Origin of the sequence: Mycolicibacterium aichiense (genome assembly GCF_010726245.1) — a bacterium.
GTDB lineage: Bacteria > Actinomycetota > Actinomycetes > Mycobacteriales > Mycobacteriaceae > Mycobacterium > Mycobacterium aichiense.
Map to the genome: position 1 here is coordinate 478528 of NZ_AP022561.1, position 18101 is coordinate 496628.

The 18101-nt window shown below is 66.1% G+C and carries 14 protein-coding genes and 1 pseudogene; 7 read left to right on the forward strand and 8 right to left on the reverse strand.

Going from position 1 to position 18101, the window contains the following annotated elements; all coding sequences use genetic code 11:
- Positions 1–5: 5 nt before the first annotated feature.
- Together G6N32_RS02255 and G6N32_RS02260 are read right to left on the reverse strand one after the other, a co-directional pair.
- Positions 6–542: a 2-oxo-4-hydroxy-4-carboxy-5-ureidoimidazoline decarboxylase gene (locus G6N32_RS02255; RefSeq protein ID WP_115317544.1), complete on the reverse strand. Its 537-nt coding sequence runs from the start codon at positions 540–542 to the stop codon at positions 6–8.
- An 83-nt stretch (positions 543–625) separates the two neighbouring features.
- The gene (locus G6N32_RS02260; RefSeq protein WP_115317543.1) at positions 626–1114 is read right to left on the reverse strand and encodes an inorganic diphosphatase; all 489 of its coding nucleotides are present in this window, start codon (positions 1112–1114) and stop codon (positions 626–628) included.
- A 139-nt stretch (positions 1115–1253) separates the two neighbouring features.
- On the opposite strand from G6N32_RS02260, the gene dacB reads away from it, so the two are divergent.
- From dacB to G6N32_RS28710, 5 genes and pseudogenes are all read left to right on the forward strand, one after another.
- Complete coding sequence (gene dacB / locus G6N32_RS02265; RefSeq protein ID WP_115318885.1) at positions 1254–2639, forward strand: D-alanyl-D-alanine carboxypeptidase/D-alanyl-D-alanine endopeptidase; 1386 nt, start codon at positions 1254–1256, stop codon at positions 2637–2639.
- Entirely contained in the window at positions 2636–3682 is a 1047-nt protein-coding gene (locus G6N32_RS02270) for an Rv3626c family coenzyme F420 biosynthesis-associated protein (protein ID WP_115318884.1), read from the forward strand. The genes dacB and G6N32_RS02270 overlap by 4 nt, the downstream gene beginning before the upstream one ends.
- A complete protein-coding gene (gene tilS, locus G6N32_RS02275; RefSeq protein WP_115317542.1) occupies positions 3661–4626 on the forward strand; it encodes a tRNA lysidine(34) synthetase TilS in 966 nt (321 codons plus the stop codon). The genes G6N32_RS02270 and tilS overlap by 22 nt, the downstream gene beginning before the upstream one ends.
- A 38-nt stretch (positions 4627–4664) precedes the next feature.
- On the forward strand, positions 4665–5234 hold the full coding sequence (gene hpt / locus G6N32_RS02280; protein WP_410432862.1) for a hypoxanthine phosphoribosyltransferase: 570 nt from the start codon (positions 4665–4667) through the stop codon (positions 5232–5234).
- A gap of 77 nt (positions 5235–5311) precedes the next feature.
- Positions 5312–5446, forward strand: a pseudogene (locus G6N32_RS28710) (VOC family protein); the annotation flags it as partial.
- 35 nt (positions 5447–5481) lie between these two features.
- Here G6N32_RS28710 and G6N32_RS02285 read toward each other — a convergent pair.
- From G6N32_RS02285 to G6N32_RS02300, 4 genes are all read right to left on the reverse strand, one after another.
- Positions 5482–6144, reverse strand: coding sequence for a response regulator transcription factor (locus tag G6N32_RS02285; RefSeq protein WP_115317540.1), 663 nt, complete (start codon positions 6142–6144; stop codon positions 5482–5484).
- Entirely contained in the window at positions 6131–8329 is a 2199-nt protein-coding gene (locus tag G6N32_RS02290; protein WP_115317539.1) for a sensor histidine kinase, read from the reverse strand. The genes G6N32_RS02285 and G6N32_RS02290 overlap by 14 nt, the downstream gene beginning before the upstream one ends.
- Positions 8330–8551: 222 nt before the next feature.
- Positions 8552–11236, reverse strand: coding sequence for a cadherin-like domain-containing protein (locus G6N32_RS02295; protein WP_163789093.1), 2685 nt, complete (start codon positions 11234–11236; stop codon positions 8552–8554).
- A gap of 688 nt (positions 11237–11924) precedes the next feature.
- Positions 11925–12644: an SIMPL domain-containing protein gene (locus G6N32_RS02300; protein ID WP_115317537.1), complete on the reverse strand. Its 720-nt coding sequence runs from the start codon at positions 12642–12644 to the stop codon at positions 11925–11927.
- A gap of 36 nt (positions 12645–12680) precedes the next feature.
- On the opposite strand from G6N32_RS02300, the gene G6N32_RS02305 reads away from it, so the two are divergent.
- Entirely contained in the window at positions 12681–13454 is a 774-nt protein-coding gene (locus tag G6N32_RS02305; protein ID WP_115317536.1) for an MBL fold metallo-hydrolase, read from the forward strand.
- Between the two features lie 41 nt (positions 13455–13495).
- Here the strand turns inward: G6N32_RS02305 and G6N32_RS02310 are convergent, their stop codons facing one another.
- Together G6N32_RS02310 and G6N32_RS02315 are read right to left on the reverse strand one after the other, a co-directional pair.
- Entirely contained in the window at positions 13496–14689 is a 1194-nt protein-coding gene (locus tag G6N32_RS02310) for an LLM class flavin-dependent oxidoreductase (RefSeq protein ID WP_115317535.1), read from the reverse strand.
- The gene (locus tag G6N32_RS02315; protein ID WP_170310576.1) at positions 14686–15585 is read right to left on the reverse strand and encodes an alpha/beta fold hydrolase; all 900 of its coding nucleotides are present in this window, start codon (positions 15583–15585) and stop codon (positions 14686–14688) included. The genes G6N32_RS02310 and G6N32_RS02315 overlap by 4 nt, the downstream gene beginning before the upstream one ends.
- A gap of 174 nt (positions 15586–15759) precedes the next feature.
- Between G6N32_RS02315 and ftsH the strand changes: the two genes are divergently transcribed.
- Positions 15760–18090: an ATP-dependent zinc metalloprotease FtsH gene (ftsH, locus tag G6N32_RS02320; RefSeq protein ID WP_115317534.1), complete on the forward strand. Its 2331-nt coding sequence runs from the start codon at positions 15760–15762 to the stop codon at positions 18088–18090.
- Positions 18091–18101: the final 11 nt, after the last annotated feature.

Sequence of the window (18101 nt, forward strand, 5' to 3'; positions counted from 1 at the left end):
AGTTGTCAGCCCCAGTTGTCGTAGCCGCCCTCGGGTCCGAGCATCCGTTCGAGCCGGCTTCGATTGATCCGGGCCAGCTCGTTGCAGACAACCTTGCGTTCGGTTTCGGGGTCGTGGTGCATCCGGTCGCGGACCGCCGCGATCACCGACTTGGCGCAGACCTCACGGGGCAAGCCGCCGATGTGCATGACGAATCCGAAACCGAAATGCTCGTTGTAGTCGGTTACCGCCGCGGTGAGTTCGGCCATCACCTCGGGCGAGGAGTCCCAGACCGAGCACTGCTCGGCCTGCGACTTGGTGCTCCCGGGGCGCCGGCCGACATGCGGGTAGGCCTGCAGGATGTCGTCGATCGAGGACTCCGACAGCGAGAACAGCAAGTCGTCGGCGCGCCGGAACAATTCGTCCCGGTCGGAGTACGGGCGTCCCCTGGTCAGGTCCCGCGCCAAGGTGACACTGTTGCAGCACTCATAGAGCGCGTGGACGGCCTTGCTGTCCGGCAGCTCGTTGAAGGCCTCGAGACCGATGCCCTGGTGCATCAACACCAGTTCATGATCGAAAAGCCAAAGGACAACCGGGTTACCGATTGTTACGGCCAGGCAAACTTTCTCACCAGCGCCCTCGGCGCTCAGTGACCTTCTTTGGCGAACCGCTCGCGGGAGCGCTCCACCTCGGCCTCGGCCTCGGCTCGTCCGACCCAGTCGGAGCCTTTGACGAATTTGCCCGGCTCGAGGTCCTTGTAATGGGTGAAGAAGTGCTGGATCGAATCGAGTTCGTCCTTGGGCACGTCGCCGATGTCCTGGATGTGGTCCCAGCGCTTGTCTCCGGCAGGCACGCACAGCACCTTGTCGTCGCCGCCGGCTTCGTCGACCATCTTGAACATCCCGACCGGGCGTACCTCGATCAGCACGCCGGGGAACACCGACAGCGGCAGCAGCACCAGCGCGTCCAGCGGGTCGCCGTCCTCGCCGAGGGTGTCCTCGATGAAGCCGTAGTCCGCGGGGTAGGCCATCGGGGTGTAGAGGTAGCGGTCGAGGCGGACCCGTCCGGTTTCGTGGTCGACCTCGTACTTGTTGCGCTGACCCTTCGGGATCTCGATGGTGACGTCGAACTCCACCGTGCGACTCCTTATTTCCGCTGACTCGTGCCCGCCGGGCCGGCGACGCGGCATTACCCTAACGCCCGCGCTGGCCTGCACTGCACGGTGGTTCGGCACAATGAGACGAAACAGAAGTCAGGAAGGCCCCAGGAGAATGATGAGCCCGACTCGCGGGTGGCGTTGGGCCCACGTGGTGCTCGCCGTGGCGGTGGTCGTGCTGGTCGCCGCCATCGTGGCAATAGCCGCCGTCCTGACCCACGGCAGTGACACCGGCAGCGCGCAGGCCCCGCCCGGTCATGCGCTGGTGACGGCCAACCCCGGCGTGGTCCCGGTGTCCGACAGCGCGCCGGTGCCCACCGCCGCCGGTCTGACCGCTGCGCTGGCCCTGCCCGTCGCCGATCCCAATCTCGGCAATGTCAGCGGCCGGGTCACCGACGCGCAGACCGGTACCCAGCTCTGGGAGCACCGCTCAGACGTGCCACTGTTGCCGGCCTCGACCAACAAGACGCTCACCACCGGTGCCGCGCTGCTGGCCCTGAACCGTGACGAGCGGGTCACCACCACCGTCGTCGCGGCCGACCAGACCACGCAGCCGGGCGTGGTTGTGCTCGTCGGTGGCGGCGACCCCATCCTGTCGGCCGCCCCGGCCGGCCAGGAGACCTGGTATCGCGGTGCCGCCCGGATCAGTGATCTCGCCGATCAGGTGCGCAAGAGCGGGATCACCGCGACGGCGGTCCAGGTGGACGACTCTCTGTACAGCGGGCCGGATTTCGCGCCCGGCTGGGATCCCGCCGACATCGATGGCGGCGACATCGCCCCCATGCAGTCGGTGATGATCGACGCCGGACGTATCCAGCCGACCACAGTCGATTCGGCCCGGTCCCGAACCCCGGCCCTGGACGCGGGCCGCGCTCTGGCCACCGCGCTGGGCGTCGACCCGGCCAAGGTCACGATGGCGCCGGGGCGGCCGACCGGCAGGCAGTTGGCGGCGGTGCAAAGCGCACCACTGATCGAGCGGCTGCGGCAGATGATGAACGCCTCCGACAACGTGATGGCCGAGTCGATCGCCAGGGAGGTGGCCAAGGCCGGCGGACGCCCGATGAGCTTCGCGGGCGCGGTCGACGCGATCACCACCAAGCTCGCCGGCGCCGGCGTCGACATGACCGGCGCCACGCTGTTCGACTCCAGTGGGTTGTCGGTGCTGGACCGGCTCACGGCTAAAACGCTCGACGAGGTGGTCCAGGCCGCTGCGGGCCCCGATCAGCCCAGCATGCGTCCGCTGCTCGACCTGCTGCCGATCGCCGGCGGCAGCGGAACATTGTCGGACCGCTTCCTCGGCGGTGACTCCAAGGGGGCGTCGGCCGGCTGGCTGCGGGCCAAGACCGGGTCGCTGACGGCGATCAACTCCCTGGCCGGAGTGGTGACCGATGCCGGCGGCCGAGTGCTGACGTTCGCGTTCATCTCCAACGACGCCGGTCCGATGGGCCGGGTGGCCCTCGACGCACTGGCCAGCGTCCTGCGCACCTGCGGGTGCGGCTCATGAGCTCGCAGGTGACCGTCGGGCGGGCCGTGGACTGGTCGTTCGCCGGGAATGTCGGCGCCTGGCTGGCCCGGCCGGGGCCGGCCGCCACCGACTACACCCGCAGCCAGGCCGTCGACGAACTGTCTGTCGCGGCGCGCAAGGCCGAAGGCCCGGTCCGCGAGGTCACCCGGATGGGCGGCGACGCCCCGGTCGCCGAGGCACGCATCGTCGACCGCCAGGGCTGGATCCGGGCGGCGTCGGATTCCATGCGGGTGATGACCGGCGGCACCGACACACCCAGCAACCCGGTCACCGGCCGGGTGACCGGCGCGCAGACCGGCGCGGTGCTGGCGTTCATCTCCTCGGGAATCCTGGGCCAGTACGACCCGTTCGCCGACACCGGCTCCGAGGACGGCCTGCTGCTGCTGGTCTACCCGAACGTCATCGCCGTCGAGCGCCAACTGCGGGTCTCCCCGGCCGACTTCCGGTTGTGGGTATGCCTGCACGAGGTCACCCACCGGGTGCAGTTCTCCGCCAATCCCTGGTTGGCACAACACATGTCGCAGGCGCTCGGGGTGCTGACCTCCGATGCGGCCGACGACGTGACGCAGGTGGTGGGACGGCTGGCGGAGTTTGCCAAGAAGCGGCGGAGCGGGGACCTGGGCCCCAACGATGCGGGCATCCTCGGGTTCATGCGCGCGGTGCAGTCCGAGCCGCAGCAGGTGGCGCTGGATCAGCTGCTGGTGCTCGGCACCCTGCTCGAAGGTCACGCCGACCACGTGATGGACGCGGTCGGTCCGGCCGTCGTGCCGTCGGTGCAAACCATCCGCAACCGGTTCGATCAACGCCGGCAGCGCAAGCAACCGCCGCTGCAGCGGCTGCTGCGGGCATTGCTCGGGGTGGACGCCAAACTCAGCCAGTACACCCGCGGCAAGGCGTTCGTCGACCACGTCGTGGACCGGGTCGGGATGGACCGGTTCAACACGGTGTGGACGAATGCGGACACCCTGCCGCTGCCCGACGAGATCGAAGATCCGCAGCGGTGGATCGACCGGGTGCTGTAGCCGCCCTGCGGGCCGGGGTGGCCGGCTTCGCGACCGAGCACCTGCCCGGCGCGACGTCGTGGTGCGTCGCGCTGTCCGGTGGACCCGACTCGCTGGCTCTGACGGCGGCGGCCGCCGCGGCACTGCCGACCACCGCCCTCATCGTTGACCATGGTCTGCAGCCCGGCTCCGACCAGGTCGCCGCGACTGCCCGCAGGCAGGCGCATGACCTCGGCTGCGTGGACGCCCGGGTGCTGCGGGTGCAGGTCGGCGCCGACGGCGGTCCCGAGGCCGCCGCGCGCGCCGCGCGCTACACCGCGCTGGACGCCGCGCGCGCCGAGACGCCGGTGCTGCTGGCGCACACCCTCGACGACCAGGCCGAGACCGTGCTGCTCGGGCTGGGCCGCGGGTCGGGACCGCGGTCGATCGCCGGCATGCGGGCCTGCGACCCGCCCTGGTACCGCCCGCTGCTGGGGGTGCGCCGCTCCGTCACCCACGCCGCGTGCGCCGAGCTCGGGTTGACCCCGTGGGACGACCCGCACAATCACGACGGCCGGTTCACCCGGGTTCGGCTGCGCACCGAAGTGCTCCCGCTGCTCGAAGACGTGCTCGGCGGCGGCGTTGCCGAGGCGCTGGCCCGCACCGCGGCCGCGCTGCGAGAGGACACCGACGCTTTGGACGAATGGGCCGCCCTGGCGGCAGGTGCCCTCGGCGACACCGGCGACACCGTCGCGGTCACTGCGCTCACTGCCCTGCCCACCGCCGTGCGGCGCCGGGTGATCCGCGGCTGGCTGCTGGGTGGCGGCGCGACCAACCTCACCGACAAGCAGATCCGTGCGGTGGACGCCCTGGTCACCGCCTGGCACGGGCAGGGCGGAGTGGCGGTCGGCTCGGCGCTTCGGCAGCAAAGACTGTTCGCCGCCCGCCGTGACGGCAGGCTGATCATGTACACGCAACCGGTGTGAGATTGGTCGTCAGGCCTTGCTCGTGGCACAGTGTGGACGTGTCGGCGCACGAGCTGTATCCCGGGGACATCAAATCGGTCTTGTTGTCACAAGAGCAGATTCACACCCGGACCGCTGAGCTGGCGGCATCAGTTGCCCGCGACTACGGCGATTCGCTGAACGGTCAGGACCTACTGCTGCTCACGGTCCTCAAGGGTGCGGTGATGTTCGTCACCGACCTCGCCCGCGCGATTCCGCTGCCTACCCAGTTGGAATTCATGGCGGTCAGCTCGTACGGATCGTCGACGTCGTCGTCCGGGGTGGTCCGCATTCTGAAGGATCTCGACCGCGACATCCATGATCGCGACGTGCTGATCGTCGAGGACATCGTGGACTCCGGGCTGACGCTGTCGTGGCTGCTGCGCAACCTGGCAACCCGCCATCCCAAGTCGCTGCGGGTGTGCACGCTGCTGCGCAAGCCCGACGCGGTACGCGCCGATGTCGACATCGAATACGTCGGCTTCGACATCCCCAACGAGTTCGTCGTCGGCTACGGCCTGGACTACGCCGAGCGCTACCGCGATCTGCCCTTCATCGGCACACTCGAGCCGAAGGTGTACCAGGGCTAGTCGGTTCCACCGCGCCCAAACCGACGTTTGGCCGCCGAAGTTCGAGTGGATCACGCCATCTCGTCGATCTCGGCGCGGGGCTCGAGTGCCTCCAGGCGCCCGAGGAGCGGCCCTATGGAGTCGAAGCGTTGATGCGGGGCAACTCCGGCAACAAGATGGTGCTGGTCGAGGTCCGGGAGTATTCGCAGGAGGACTTCGACGCTTGTCGGTGAACTGTCGGCCACCTCCGCCGACTGGTCGAGCGAGCCTAAAGATCGTCGACGGCGATGATGCCGTCCTGGATGGCGCGGGCCACCAAAGCGGACTTCGTTTGAGCCTGCCGGCCGACGGACGCGTATTTGGCCCGTACGCGTTGCAGGTGGGTGCGTACCGTCGAGGGCGAGATGAACAGTCGCTGGGCGACGAGGTCTTTACTTTCCGTCTGGAACCATGCGATCAACACCTCCATTTCGCGTGATGTCAGGTTGGGCCGCCCCGCATCTTGGTTTGCGAACATCGCTGCAGCCATGCGTGGACCGACGTAGGGCTCGTCGGCGTGGGCCGCCGTGATCGCGTCGATGAGGTGTTGCTTGTTCTCCGACTTGGCGATGTAACTCAGTGCTCCTATCTCCAGACAGCGAAGTATCACTTCGTTGGCGGATTGGTAGGAGTAGACGACGACGCGGTAGCCGCGCTCGATCACGCGCGACAAGCCGGCAAAATCGATTCTGCGGCCGTCCTGTTCGAGATCGAACACTACGACATCGACCTCAGAGCCGACATCGGACAGGAATTGTTCAGTCGAGAAGAATGCCGCGACGAAGGTAGCCGCAGGCTCAGCGTCTCTGCACCAGATACGTACGGCGTCATGGATGGCGTCGTGATCGTCTATGACAACGACCCTGAGAGGACTGTGATCAGGCACTGACATCCTGATCCGATGCCATGTTGCCCGCCGGCGTTGAGAACGTGACCCATGTCGACGTGTCGGTCGAAACGACCTGGGCGCTGTCGTCGGCCCAAAGCTGTTCGGGGTGTTGATCAGTCACGTCGACGAGTACGCTCACGGCGACCCCGCCGTTATCTGCGCGGGTGAGCACGATCCGGGCGTGAGAGTCGGCGATATCCAGGACATCGGTGACGCGCCCCATCAACGACGTGACGGCATCCTCGGTGAGCCCTGGCAGGTCGTCGTCGACGTGCAGGCTCACCTCCAGCCCGCGGTCCTGGGCGGGCCCGATTGCGTGCTGAAGTTGCTGTAGCAGTTGCCCGTTGGATGACGACGCCTCGTCGAACAGCGCCCGTAGGCGTTGTGATTCGATTCGCGCCTGCCGTCTCAAGGCAGGTGTGACCGGCTGGCCTTCGCTCAACGCGGTAAGCAGAGGAGTGAGCCGATCGACGAGGGCGGCATAGCGGTCCAGGTACTCGCGTTGAAGAGCCTGCGCAACGTGTTCGCGGCCGACCACCTGCAGGCGTGCCCGGTTCTCGCGGCTCGCTTCGGTCGCCGCGCTACGGGCCAGGCTGCTGAACATCGCCACCCCGAGTTGCGGGATCAAGCAGGCAGCGATCGTGGCGGCCAGAAATATCGACCAGTCAGGACTACGGGACAGCGCTACCGCCGCCGGCACCGTCCACAGAGCTATCAGAACCGTTGCGGCTCGACCCGACGACCAGCTCAAAGTATGTGGCAGAAGGCAGAACCCGATCGTCAGCTGTGACCAGTTCGCGTCGGTACTCAGCTCAGCGGCTGACAGCTCCGCTTGCTGCATCACTGCGATGGCACCCAGACAGGTTGCAGCCGTTGGCGCTGTCCACCGCCACTCCGAGAATCGACCCGGCAGCCCAGCCAGCGCGCACAGCCCCGCTAGTGCTGCCAACGCGTACTGCACCGGACGGTGGGTGGACGCTGGAGAAGCCCACACAACAGCCGCAACCAGGTTCGTGATTGCCAGGACGACCAACGCGATCCGGTACCCGGCGCTCAGCTGCTCTATAGTGCGATCGACGTCGAGATTCTGTCTTGATCTCGCAGTTGCCCAACGTATCTTGACAACCGTCCCGCCTGGGCCGGTTGTGAGGGTGGCGGATCCACCGGCGCGCTTCATCCGTCCGACGATCGACTCGGTGACGCCATTGCCCATTTTCGTGTCCGGCGAGAATCCCGAGCCGTTGTCGCAGACCACCACATGCTCGCGTCCAACGTCGATCGTGATCGCGTCGGCGCAGGCATGCCGTTGGGCATTGGTCATCGCTTCGGACGCGGCGGCACAGATCGCGGTTGCAAGCTCTCCTGGAAGCCATAGTTCGCTGCGCCCCGTGATGGAGATGGGAACCCCGATCCGGCAGGTGGCCTCCTCGAGCAGAGCAACAGTGTCCATCAAGCGGTCGCTGTCCATGGCGGGTGCCGAGCGCAGAATCTGCAAGTCTCGCCGGGCTTGTGCCGCAAGTCTTTCGGAGGTGACAGTCGCTCCCTGGCCAACCAGTAGCAGCGTCGCTGCCGCGGTGTCGTGCAAGACGGCCAACTGTTCAGCGACAAAATTTCGCCGCGCCTCACTGACCTGATTCGCCAACTCGGCAGCAAGATGATCGCTGTGTGACTGGTCGACGGCCGCCGCAACGCGCAGCACCACAGCGCGCAGCACGACTGCGATGATCCAGCCGAACGCTATCCGGTAGAGGTCGTCGATCTTCTCGGTCCGCTCCCAGCCGATGAGCTGGGCCGCGCCCCAGCCGTAACTGATGAGTGTCACGGCGAGCATCGCCACTGCCGATCGCGTCGACACTTGCGCGGCCAAGGTGACGACCGAGACGGTGACGATCACGAGCGGTGCCGCGTGCGACAGTCCGCATGTGCCCGCGTGCTCCAGGATCGACAGAAGTGCGGCTGTCAGGATCGCCCAGCCGAAGTCGACGGTGAGAGCGCCTCGTGTCGGCGCATTTCGCACGATCCGAAAAGACGACCATCCCGCCAGGACCGCCATGAAGACCAGATTGGCGACGCCGTCCGAAGCCGGGTCGAACAGCGTCGCTGCAGATATCACGAGGATCGCGCCAGCACGCACGACCGTGAGAAACCTGGCGATCAACCACAGGTGCCGCTCAGAGAACGCACGCACCGAATGGTGTGTTTGTATCAACTTTTGCGCCCCCGCCGCACAACCGTCGAATTCCCCAAGTCGGCTCAAATTCGCCGTTGGTGCGGATCATATCGGCTGAGTGACTATTGAACTCACGACTGAATATATTTGACGGCCACGCAAGATAAATCAGTCGATCGTACGACACCAGTACTGCCAAACTGTTGCCGTCAGACGCCAACGCCGTTCTGCTGACGCCTGTCAACAAGACCCTGTGACGGGATTGTTGGACCCTGTGCTGATGTCGACGTCGGCAGCGTATCCGCCATCTGAAGTTTTGTACCAAAGGTTGTCCAGGCCTCCGCTGAAGGAGGAACTGTAATAGCCCTTGACTGCTTGGCCCCGCGCGTAGCAAACCAACGATAGGTTTGTGTTCACCTCGTACCAACCAAGCTGCTGGGAATTCAGAGTGGCAGCCGCCATCCGCTGGGTTCTCGCCATGACCTTTGCGGTGGCGTATTGCGGATTGCTGCTGCCAGATGCCCGCCAATAGCCCAGCAAGGCTGGCGAAACACCGCTGAACGGTGAATAGTTGGCGGTTCTCGCATTTGCCCGCCAGCCGTCGTTCTGGTCGTAGAACTGGCCGCCATACCAGATTCCTATATGACCGTAGGCGGTTGTGCCTGCCTGTGAGTTCTGGCCGAACACAAGGATGTCGCCGTCTTGGAAGTTGCGGTCGGTGTGCCAAGTGAAGCCGCGAGCGGCGAGCTGATTTCCGCCAGAGCCACCGCTGCGGTAGTCGATCGCGTTGCCCCAGGCGCCGGTTCGAATGTTGAAGACTTGCTCGAGGTATTGGCGAACGAGGGAGACGCATTCGCCGGCGTAGGACCCGTCCGGGTTCGCTATAGTTCTGCCTCTCGTGTTTCCGACGAACGTGCCGACCTTCTGGCTCAGCGTTGGGGTTGTTACAGGGGGAGCCACGTAATTGACCGTGATGTTCGCAGTGCCGGTCGCGCTAGCGCCGCTGCCATCTGTCACGGTGTAGGTGAAGTTGTCCCCGCCGTTGTAGCCGCCAGCGGGGTTGTAAGTGAATGAGCCGTCAGGGTTGAGAGTCAGGCTGCCGTGACTCGGGCCGGAGACGAAGCCGACAGTGAGGGCGTCGCCGTCGACATCGGTGTCGTTGTTGCGAACGTTGCCGGTTAGCTGCTTGTCCTGGTCGACGCCGTAGTTATCGGTATTGGCCACCGGTGCATCGTTGACCGGATTGACTGTCACAGACACGGTGGCGACCGTATTGCCGCCGTTGCCATCGGAGACTGTGTAGGTGAAGCTATCTGCGCCGTTGTAGTTGGCTGACGGAGTGTAGGTGATGGTGCCCCCGTCGCCGACGGCGATCGTCCCATGTCCGGGAGTCGAGGTGCCAACGACGCTCAGCGGATCGTGTTCGACGTCAGAATCGTTGCCCAGGACCGCGATTACGGTCGAGGAGTCTTCGTCGAGGGCGGTGGAGTCGTTGCCGGGCACAGGCGCATCGTTGACAGGGTTGACTGTGATGTTGACATTGGCTGTGCTGGTCTTTACACCGTCGCTGACGCTGTAAGTGAAGCTGTCGACGCCGTTGTAGTCAGCATTCGGGGTGTAGGTGTATGAGCCGTCAACGTTGAAGATCAGGGTGCCGTGAGCGACCTGGGTGCTGAGCGTTGCACCTAAGGCGTCACCATCGATGTCCTGGTCATTGGTCAACACGTTCGAGGTCAACGCTGTGTCTTCGTCGGTGGCAACGTTGTCCGTCACCGCAATGGGTGCGTCGTTCACCGGAGTCACGGTGATAGACACCGTGGCGGTGCTGGTGCCGCCGTGCCCGTCGGTCACCGTGTACGCGAAGGAATCTGCTCCGTTGTAGTCCCCCACTGGTGTATACGTGATCGCACCGCCAGTACCGACGCTGACCTCCCCGTGTTGGGGGATGGTGGTCGCGAGGACGCTCAAGGGATCTCGATCGACATCGGTATCGTTGGCCAGCACCGCGATTATTTTCGAAGTGTCCTCGTTGAGAGTGACAGTGTCGTCTTTGGCGATGGGTGCGTCGCTGACCGGTCTGACGGTAACGGTCACGGTGGCGGTCTTGATGTTGACACCGTCGCTGACGGTGTATGTGAATGTGTCGACGCCGTTGTAGTCGCCGACCGGTGCATAGGTGAACGTGCCGTCTTGGTCGAGAACGACAGCGCCGTGGGCGGCTTGCTTGCTTAGGGCGGCGGTCAGAACGTCGCCGTCAGCATCGGTGTCGTTAGTTAGTACGTTGCCGGCCAGTGGAGTGTCTTCGTCCGTGGTGAAGCTGTCGTTCACTGGGGCAGGAGCGTGTCCAACGACGGGGCCCACTACCAGTGTCTGGTGGATCATCGCCGCGAGCGGACCCCCGACGACCGGGATCATTCCGACGAGATCGACGGTCATATCGTTGATCTCGTCACTCATGTCAGCGGTGTCGCCGCGCAGGGCCGCGCGGGCGAAGTCGACGAAATCTGCCACAAAGTTGAATGCGTTGAACGCCGTGCCCAACACGGGAACCCAGCCGAGAGACTTGTTGAGCTCGGCCTGGGACCGTTCCCGGGCCGCTTCTGCGTCGGACGCGGCGTCATTGGCTGAGTGGGCTGCAGTCGCTGAATTGTCGACGGCATCCTCGGTTTCTTCGGTGCTGAGCGCGCCGGCGCTGATCGACCCGGTGGGGGTGTGTCGGCTGTTCGACAAGAGTTCGACTTCTCGAGCCGCGCCGGAGAGTGTGGCAAAGAGCGGTCCCAATGGGATTGTTGGCGATGGCAGGTCAGTTGGCAACTGCCCCAGACCAATTGAGTTGAACACGCCGCTGACGACTTTGCCGAAACCATCTGGTGAGACGGTTCGACGAACAGTTGGCGAGCCACTGACGTCGGGGGTCGTCGCCATCGAGGTGGGCAACTCCGATGCACCCAGCAGCGCTGTCGGCGCGGGGGCTTGGGGCAAGCTCAGATTGCTCCGACGAGGCGGCGTCAGCACGGAGGGCACAGTTGTCGAGCTTGCCGTCTTGGTGCCGGCCGATCCGTCAGTCGGGCTCAAGCCGTGATCCGGCTTCGCTGCCCTGGATCCGGTGTCGCGTCGGGGCGCCGCGGTGCCCGGACTCTTTCGTTTGCTTTGGGCCCCGTGCGTGTCGTTTGCGTCACTGCTGACGTGAGTGCCGGCGTGCGAGGTGTCATCGGGTGCTGCTGTAGCGGTCCCCTGCCCGACAGTGAAAGCGGCGCCCAACCCCACGCCGACCGCGCCGATACGCAACCACCGGGTGGCCACAGCATTTGCTGGCTGAAGTTTGCGGTGCCTTCCCTTACGCGCGGACTTCTTCGGACTCGTAGCAGCCACGGCGGTTCCTTCGCGCTTTCGCATCGACGCCGCGAGATCGAAAGTAGAGCGTGCGCTAAGCCATTGACCACCAGCGCAGTCGTTCTAGTTCGATCCGCATCCAGGGGGTTTCTGGATTCTGGCAACGATGCTTGCCCCCGCGCACAAAATAACAACGCGATAACAGAAGTGATGTCGGTCGAACGGGTGATTCTTCGCCAAGTCTCGTCACCAGTGCGGAAGTGCGAGGACGTCAGCCGTACTAGCCGAGCTCCCAGACCGCCGTCACCGAGAAACTCACCGTCTGTTGGCCGGGGGACAGCGGAACCGAACTGGCCATCTCGCCGCGCATCGGCATCGGCATCGGTGGGGGCGGCGGGGGTGTGCCACCGGGTGCCTCGGAGATTGAGATGATCTTGCCCAGCGACAGCCCGGACAGGTCGGCGTACTGCTGCGCCCGCTGCTTGGCGTCGTTGAACGCGCGGGCCCTGGCGTCGCCGACCAGCTTGGCGTCGTCCTCGATCGAGTAGCTCACCGAGTTGATTCGGGTGGCGGCACCACCGGCGCTGACGATATTGGCCAGCACCTGCGAGGCGGTGTCCAACTTGCGGATCTTGATCTGGATCGAGTTGCTCGCCCGGTAGCCGGTGATCACGGAGTTGTCGCCGTACTGGGGCTGCAGGCTGACCCCGGTGGTGCTGATGTCCTTGGTGTCGACGCCGCTGGCGTTGAGCGCGTTGAGTACCGCGTTCTGGCGGTCGTTGGCCTGGTTCATCGCCGTGGTGACGTCGGCTGCGGCTGCCTCGACGCTCACGTCGGCGGTCAGGGTGTCGGGCACGCCCTTCACATCGCCGGAGCCGACGACGGTGACCTGTCGCGGATTGGTGGGCACCGCGGGTGCGGAGTCGCAGCCGGTGAGTACGGCGGCGGCGGTAGCCGCCGAGGCCAGCGCGACAACGACACGACGTCCGGCGATGGGCATGGGAGACACCGTAGCGTGGCGCGCTAGGTTTTTCCGATGGCCAAGCTGGTGCTCACTCACCTCGGCGGCCCCACCACGCTGGTCGAGGCCGACGGCTGGCGGATCCTGACCGACCCGACCTTCGACTCACCAGGGCGCCGGTACACGTTCGGTTGGGGCACGTCGTCGCGCAAGGTCGCGGGTCCGGCCCGGCCGCGCGACGCCATCGCACCCGTCGACGTGGTGTTGCTCAGCCACGATCAGCACGCGGACAACCTCGACGACTCCGGCCGTGCCCTGCTCGCTCAGGCCGGCACCGTCGTCTCCACCGTGCCCGCCGCGCGGCGGCTGGCCGCGCCGAATGTCCGCGGCCTGGCGGATTGGGAGTCGACGACGCTGACGGCCGAGGGCCGCCCGCCGCTGACGGTGACCGCCACCCCGGCCCGGCACGGCCCCCGTTTCAGCGGCCCGATCACCGGAAAGGTCAACGGGTTCGCGCTGCACCGCGACGGCGAGGATGCCGCCGCGCTGTGGATGTCGGGGGACACCGTGCTCTACGACGGTCTGCGTGAGGTCGCTCGGCGGATGCCGGTCGATGTGGCGCTGCTGCATCTAGGCGGGGTGCGGTTCGGGTTCACCGGGCCGGTGCGCTTCACCATGACCGCCCGCGAGGGCCTCGAGTTGACCCAACTGATGCGGCCGCGGGTGGTGGTGCCCGTGCACTACGAGGGCTGGACGCACTTCCGCGAGCCGGAAGATGTTGCACGCCAGGCACTGTCGGAGCTCGCGAATGTCCACTGGCTCACGCCGGGAACGCCGGCTGAAATCTAGGGCGGTACAGGTGTTGCAACGAGATTGCAGCTGACCGAGGCCTAAGTGCGCTCGCCGGCCTGCTCGCCGGCGTGCTCGCCGATCGCCTTCATGATCGCCTCACCGGCGCGGCCGAACAGGTCGTCGCGCTTGCGCTGCGCCCAGTCGTGCGACGCCCTCGGCGCCTGAAGCTGTCCCTTGAAGTGCGGCATGACTTTTCGCGCAAACAGCTCATACGAATGATAGGTGGCCTGCGGGTCCGCCCAGTCGTGACCGAGCATCAGGAAGGTGCCGAAGCCGCCCGAGCGATCCAGCAGGTCGGTGATGTAGGCGATGGCGTCATCGGGTGTGCCGATACAGCAGTTGCCCCCGGCGGCGTAGTCGGCGACGAACTGGCGCGGGGACTGCTCGGCGGCTTCGACATCATTGGACAGCGGCACGAACCCGGCTGCGCCGAAATAGTTGGCGAAATCCTGCAGCCCGTATGTGCAGTCCTCGATCGCCTGCTCCCGGGTATCGGCGAGGTGCATGATCCCCAGTACTCGCCACGTCGAGCGGTCGGGCTCGGGCCGACCGGCCTTGGCGGCCTGATCGACGACGACACCCCAGGCGTCCTCCAGCGCCGCATACCCGCCGGGCACCGACATCGACAGCGACAGCAGTGAGGTGCCCAGTTGCCCGGCCAGCCGCGGACCCGACGGGGAAACCATTGCCGCCGTGGAGATTTCCGGGTACGGCCAGGTGTAGGGCCGGATATGCAGCTGCGCGTCGCGCAGCGTGAACCAATCCGAGTGCCGGTCGACCCGCTCGTCTGGCCCGGCGCGGAACAGCGCCAGGATCGCCTCCAGCGATTCCTGCATCATCCGTCGTTGCTCCACCGGATCGATGCCCATCATGTACGCGTCCGACGGCAGTGCGCCGGGCCCGGTGCCGAAGATCACCCGGCCCCGGGTCAGGTGGTCGAGCAGCACCCAGCGGTCGGCGACCATCAGCGGGTGGTGGTAGGGCAGTGACACAACGCCTGTGCCCAGCCGGATGTGCTTGGTGCGCTCGGCGGCCGCGGCGATGAACACCTCCGGGCAGGCGATCAATTCGTACCCGCCGGAGTGGTGTTCGCCGAACCACGCCTCGTCGAATCCGAGCCGATCCAGGGCGACCGTCCGCTCCAGGTCGTATTCCAGTGCGACGGTTGGGGATTGGCCCACTGGATGAAACGGAGTGATGAACACCCCGAAGTTCAGCGGCTTTTGCGTCACGGCGACTCCACTTCGTGTAGGAATTCCAACAGGATCCGGTTCACGTCCTCGGGGCGCTCCTGCTGCACCCAGTGCCCGGCGCCGGAGATCCACCGCTCGGTGTACGGCCCCGCCACCACCTCGCGGGCGCGGGCCGGGTTCATCGTCGGCGCGATCGGGTCGGCGGTCCCGCCGACGAACAACGCGGGCACGGTGATGTGCGCGTCCGCGAGCTGAGGCGTCGACTCCCAGTTGCGGTCGTAGTTGCGGTACCAGTTCAGCGCGCCGGTGAATCCCGTCCTGCCGAACTCGCCGACGTAGTGGTCGAATTCGTCGTCCCTGATCCACCCGGGCGGTGCCGACGGGGAGAGGTCGGCGAACATCCCGCGCATGGTGGCCGCCACGTCGGCGGCCATTTCGGCGTCGGCCTTCCCTGGCTCCTGGAACCGCAACATATAGAAGTCCTCGCCGAACTTCTCCCGCCACCGCTCGGTGGGCCGGCTCCGCGCCCGCGGGATCGGCGGCACGCTCAAGCCGGCGACCGCCCGGACCCGGTCGGGGTGCAGCAGCGCGGTATGCCACACCACCATCGCGCCCCAGTCGTGACCGATGAACACGGCCTGCGCGGCGCCGCCGCCGACTTCGGAGTCCAGCAGTGCCACCAAGTCGCCGGTGAGGCGGTGGATGTCGTAGGCCTCGATCGCCTCGGGTGCCGACGATCCGCCGTAGCCGCGCTGGTCAGGTGCCAGCACGTGGTAGCCGGCGGCGGCGAGCACGGGAATCTGGTGTCGCCACGAGTACGCCAGTTCCGGGAAGCCGTGCGCCAGCACCACCACGGGCGCGCCCCGGTCACCGGCTTCGAGCACCCGCAACCGGACCTCGCCGACATCGACTAACCGTTCGGTCGAAGCGAGCACGGTGCCAGCCAAGCACAGCTCCGGGCAGCCCGGAAGAGCCGGTTCGGCGCACAGCGAACAGCTACCAAAGCCTGACGGAAACCCTGTGGGCACTTGCCCACGTTGTCCTAGCGGTAGCCTGAACTATCCCAGCTGCGCATATCGGAAGGACCGGGCCGTAACGGCCGATGCTTGATGAACCGCAAAAACGTGATCCGCACACTCACGGTCGTTGCCGTTGTGCTGCTGCTCGGCTGGTCGTTCTTCTATTTCAGTGACGACACCCGGGGTTACAAACCCGTCGACACCTCGGTGGCGATGTCGCAGATCACCAGCGACAACGTCAAGACCGCGCAGATCGACGACCGCGAGCAACAGCTTCGCCTCGAGCTGAAGAACGGCAACGGCGACACCGAGAACTCCAACAAGGTGATCACCAAGTACCCGACCGGGTACGGGGTCGACCTGTTCAACGCCCTCAGCGCCAAGAACATCAAGACCAACACCGTGGTCAACCAGGGCAGCATTCTGGGCTCGCTACTGGTCTACATGCTTCCTTTGCTCCTTCTGGTCGGCTTGTTCGTGCTGTTCTCCCGCATGCAGACCGGCGGCCGGATGGGCTTCGGCTTCGGTAAGTCCAAGGCCAAGCAGCTGGGCAAGGACATGCCGAAGACGACCTTCGCCGACGTCGCGGGTGTGGACGAAGCGGTCGAAGAGCTGTACGAGATCAAGGACTTCCTGCAGAACCCGTCGCGGTATCAGGCGCTCGGCGCCAAGATCCCGCGCGGCGTACTCCTCTACGGTCCGCCCGGGACAGGCAAGACGCTGCTGGCCCGCGCGGTCGCCGGTGAGGCCGGAGTTCCGTTCTTCACGATTTCTGGTTCGGACTTCGTCGAAATGTTCGTCGGCGTCGGCGCCTCCCGGGTGCGGGACATGTTCGAGCAGGCCAAGCAAAACAGCCCGTGCATCATCTTCGTCGACGAGATCGACGCTGTGGGTCGCCAGCGCGGCGCCGGGATGGGCGGCGGCCATGACGAGCGCGAGCAGACGCTGAACCAGTTGCTCGTCGAGATGGACGGCTTCGGTGACCGCCAGGGCGTCATCCTGATCGCGGCCACCAACCGGCCTGACATCCTCGACCCCGCGCTGCTGCGCCCGGGCCGCTTCGACCGCCAGATCCCGGTCACCAGCCCCGACCTCGCCGGCCGCAAGGCCGTGCTGCGGGTGCACTCGCAGGGCAAGCCGATGGCTCCCGACGCCGATCTCGACGGCCTCGCCAAGCGCACCGTCGGCATGTCCGGCGCCGACCTGGCCAACGTCATCAACGAGGCCGCGCTGCTCACCGCCCGCGAGAACGGCACCATCATCACGGCGGCCGCGCTGGAGGAAGCCGTCGACCGGGTGATCGGCGGACCGCGTCGCAAGGGTCGCGTGATCAGCGAGCTGGAGAAGAAGATCACCGCCTACCACGAGGGTGGGCACACCCTGGCGGCCTGGGCGATGCCCGATATCGAGCCGATCTACAAGGTGACGATCCTGGCCCGCGGACGTACCGGCGGCCACGCGGTGTCGGTGCCCGAGGATGACAAGGGTCTGATGACCCGCTCGGAGATGATCGCCCGGCTGGTGTTCGCGATGGGCGGCCGCGCGGCCGAGGAACTGGTCTTCCGCGAGCCGACCACCGGCGCGGTGTCCGATATCGATCAGGCCACCAAGATCGCCAGGGCGATGGTCACCGAGTACGGCATGAGCTCCAAGCTCGGTGCGGTCAAGTACGGCACCGAGCACGGCGACCCCTTCCTGGGCCGCACGATGGGCACCCAGTCGGACTACAGCCACGAGGTCGCCCGCGACATCGACGACGAGGTCCGCAAGCTGATTGAGGCCGCCCACACCGAGGCGTGGACGATCCTCACCGAGTACCGCGATGTCCTCGACATCCTGGCCGGTGAACTCCTGGAGAAGGAGACGCTGCACCGCAAGGAGCTGGAAGCCATCTTCGGTGAGGTGAAGAAGCGGCCGCGTCTGACGGTGTTCGACGACTTCGGTGGTCGTATCCCGTCCGACAAGCCGCCAATCAAGACTCCGGGTGAGCTGGCGATCGAACGCGGCGAGCCGTGGCCCAAGCCGATGCCGGAACCGGCCTTCAAGAAAGCGATCGCCCAGGCGACCGCGGCGGCGCAGGCCCAGCAGCCCCGTGGCGGGAACGGCAACGGCGCGCACTCCGGCCAGCAGCCGCAGCCGGGTTCGACGCAGCCTGACTACGGTGCGCCGGCCGGCTGGCATGCCCCCGGCTGGCCGCCGCCGGGAGGTCCGCAGCAGGGCCAGCCGGGTCAGCAACACGGTCAGCAGGGCGGATATTGGTATCCGCCGCAGCCCGGCTGGGGACAGCAACATCCTCAACAGGGCCAGCCCTATCCGCCCTACCAGCCGTATCCTTCACCCAGTCACACCGGTCAGCATGCGAAGCCGCAGGACGAATCGGGTGACGACGGGGGCCGGTCGAAGCCACCGTCCAACGGCTGATGACGAACGGA

What these genes read in the sequence shown, in the direction of transcription:
- G6N32_RS02305 (WP_115317536.1), top strand. Translation starts at nt 12,681, where the DNA reads ATGGCCAAGCTGGTGCTCACTCACCTCGGCGGCCCCACCACGCTGGTC.
- ftsH (WP_115317534.1), top strand. Translation starts at nt 15,760, where the DNA reads ATGAACCGCAAAAACGTGATCCGCACACTCACGGTCGTTGCCGTTGTG.
- dacB (WP_115318885.1), top strand. Translation starts at nt 1,254, where the DNA reads ATGAGCCCGACTCGCGGGTGGCGTTGGGCCCACGTGGTGCTCGCCGTG.
- G6N32_RS02295 (WP_163789093.1), bottom strand. Translation starts at nt 11,236, where the DNA reads ATGGCGACGACCCCCGACGTCAGTGGCTCGCCAACTGTTCGTCGAACC.
- G6N32_RS02270 (WP_115318884.1), top strand. Translation starts at nt 2,636, where the DNA reads ATGAGCTCGCAGGTGACCGTCGGGCGGGCCGTGGACTGGTCGTTCGCC.
- G6N32_RS02285 (WP_115317540.1), bottom strand. Translation starts at nt 6,144, where the DNA reads ATGTCAGTGCCTGATCACAGTCCTCTCAGGGTCGTTGTCATAGACGAT.
- G6N32_RS02300 (WP_115317537.1), bottom strand. Translation starts at nt 12,644, where the DNA reads ATGCCCATCGCCGGACGTCGTGTCGTTGTCGCGCTGGCCTCGGCGGCT.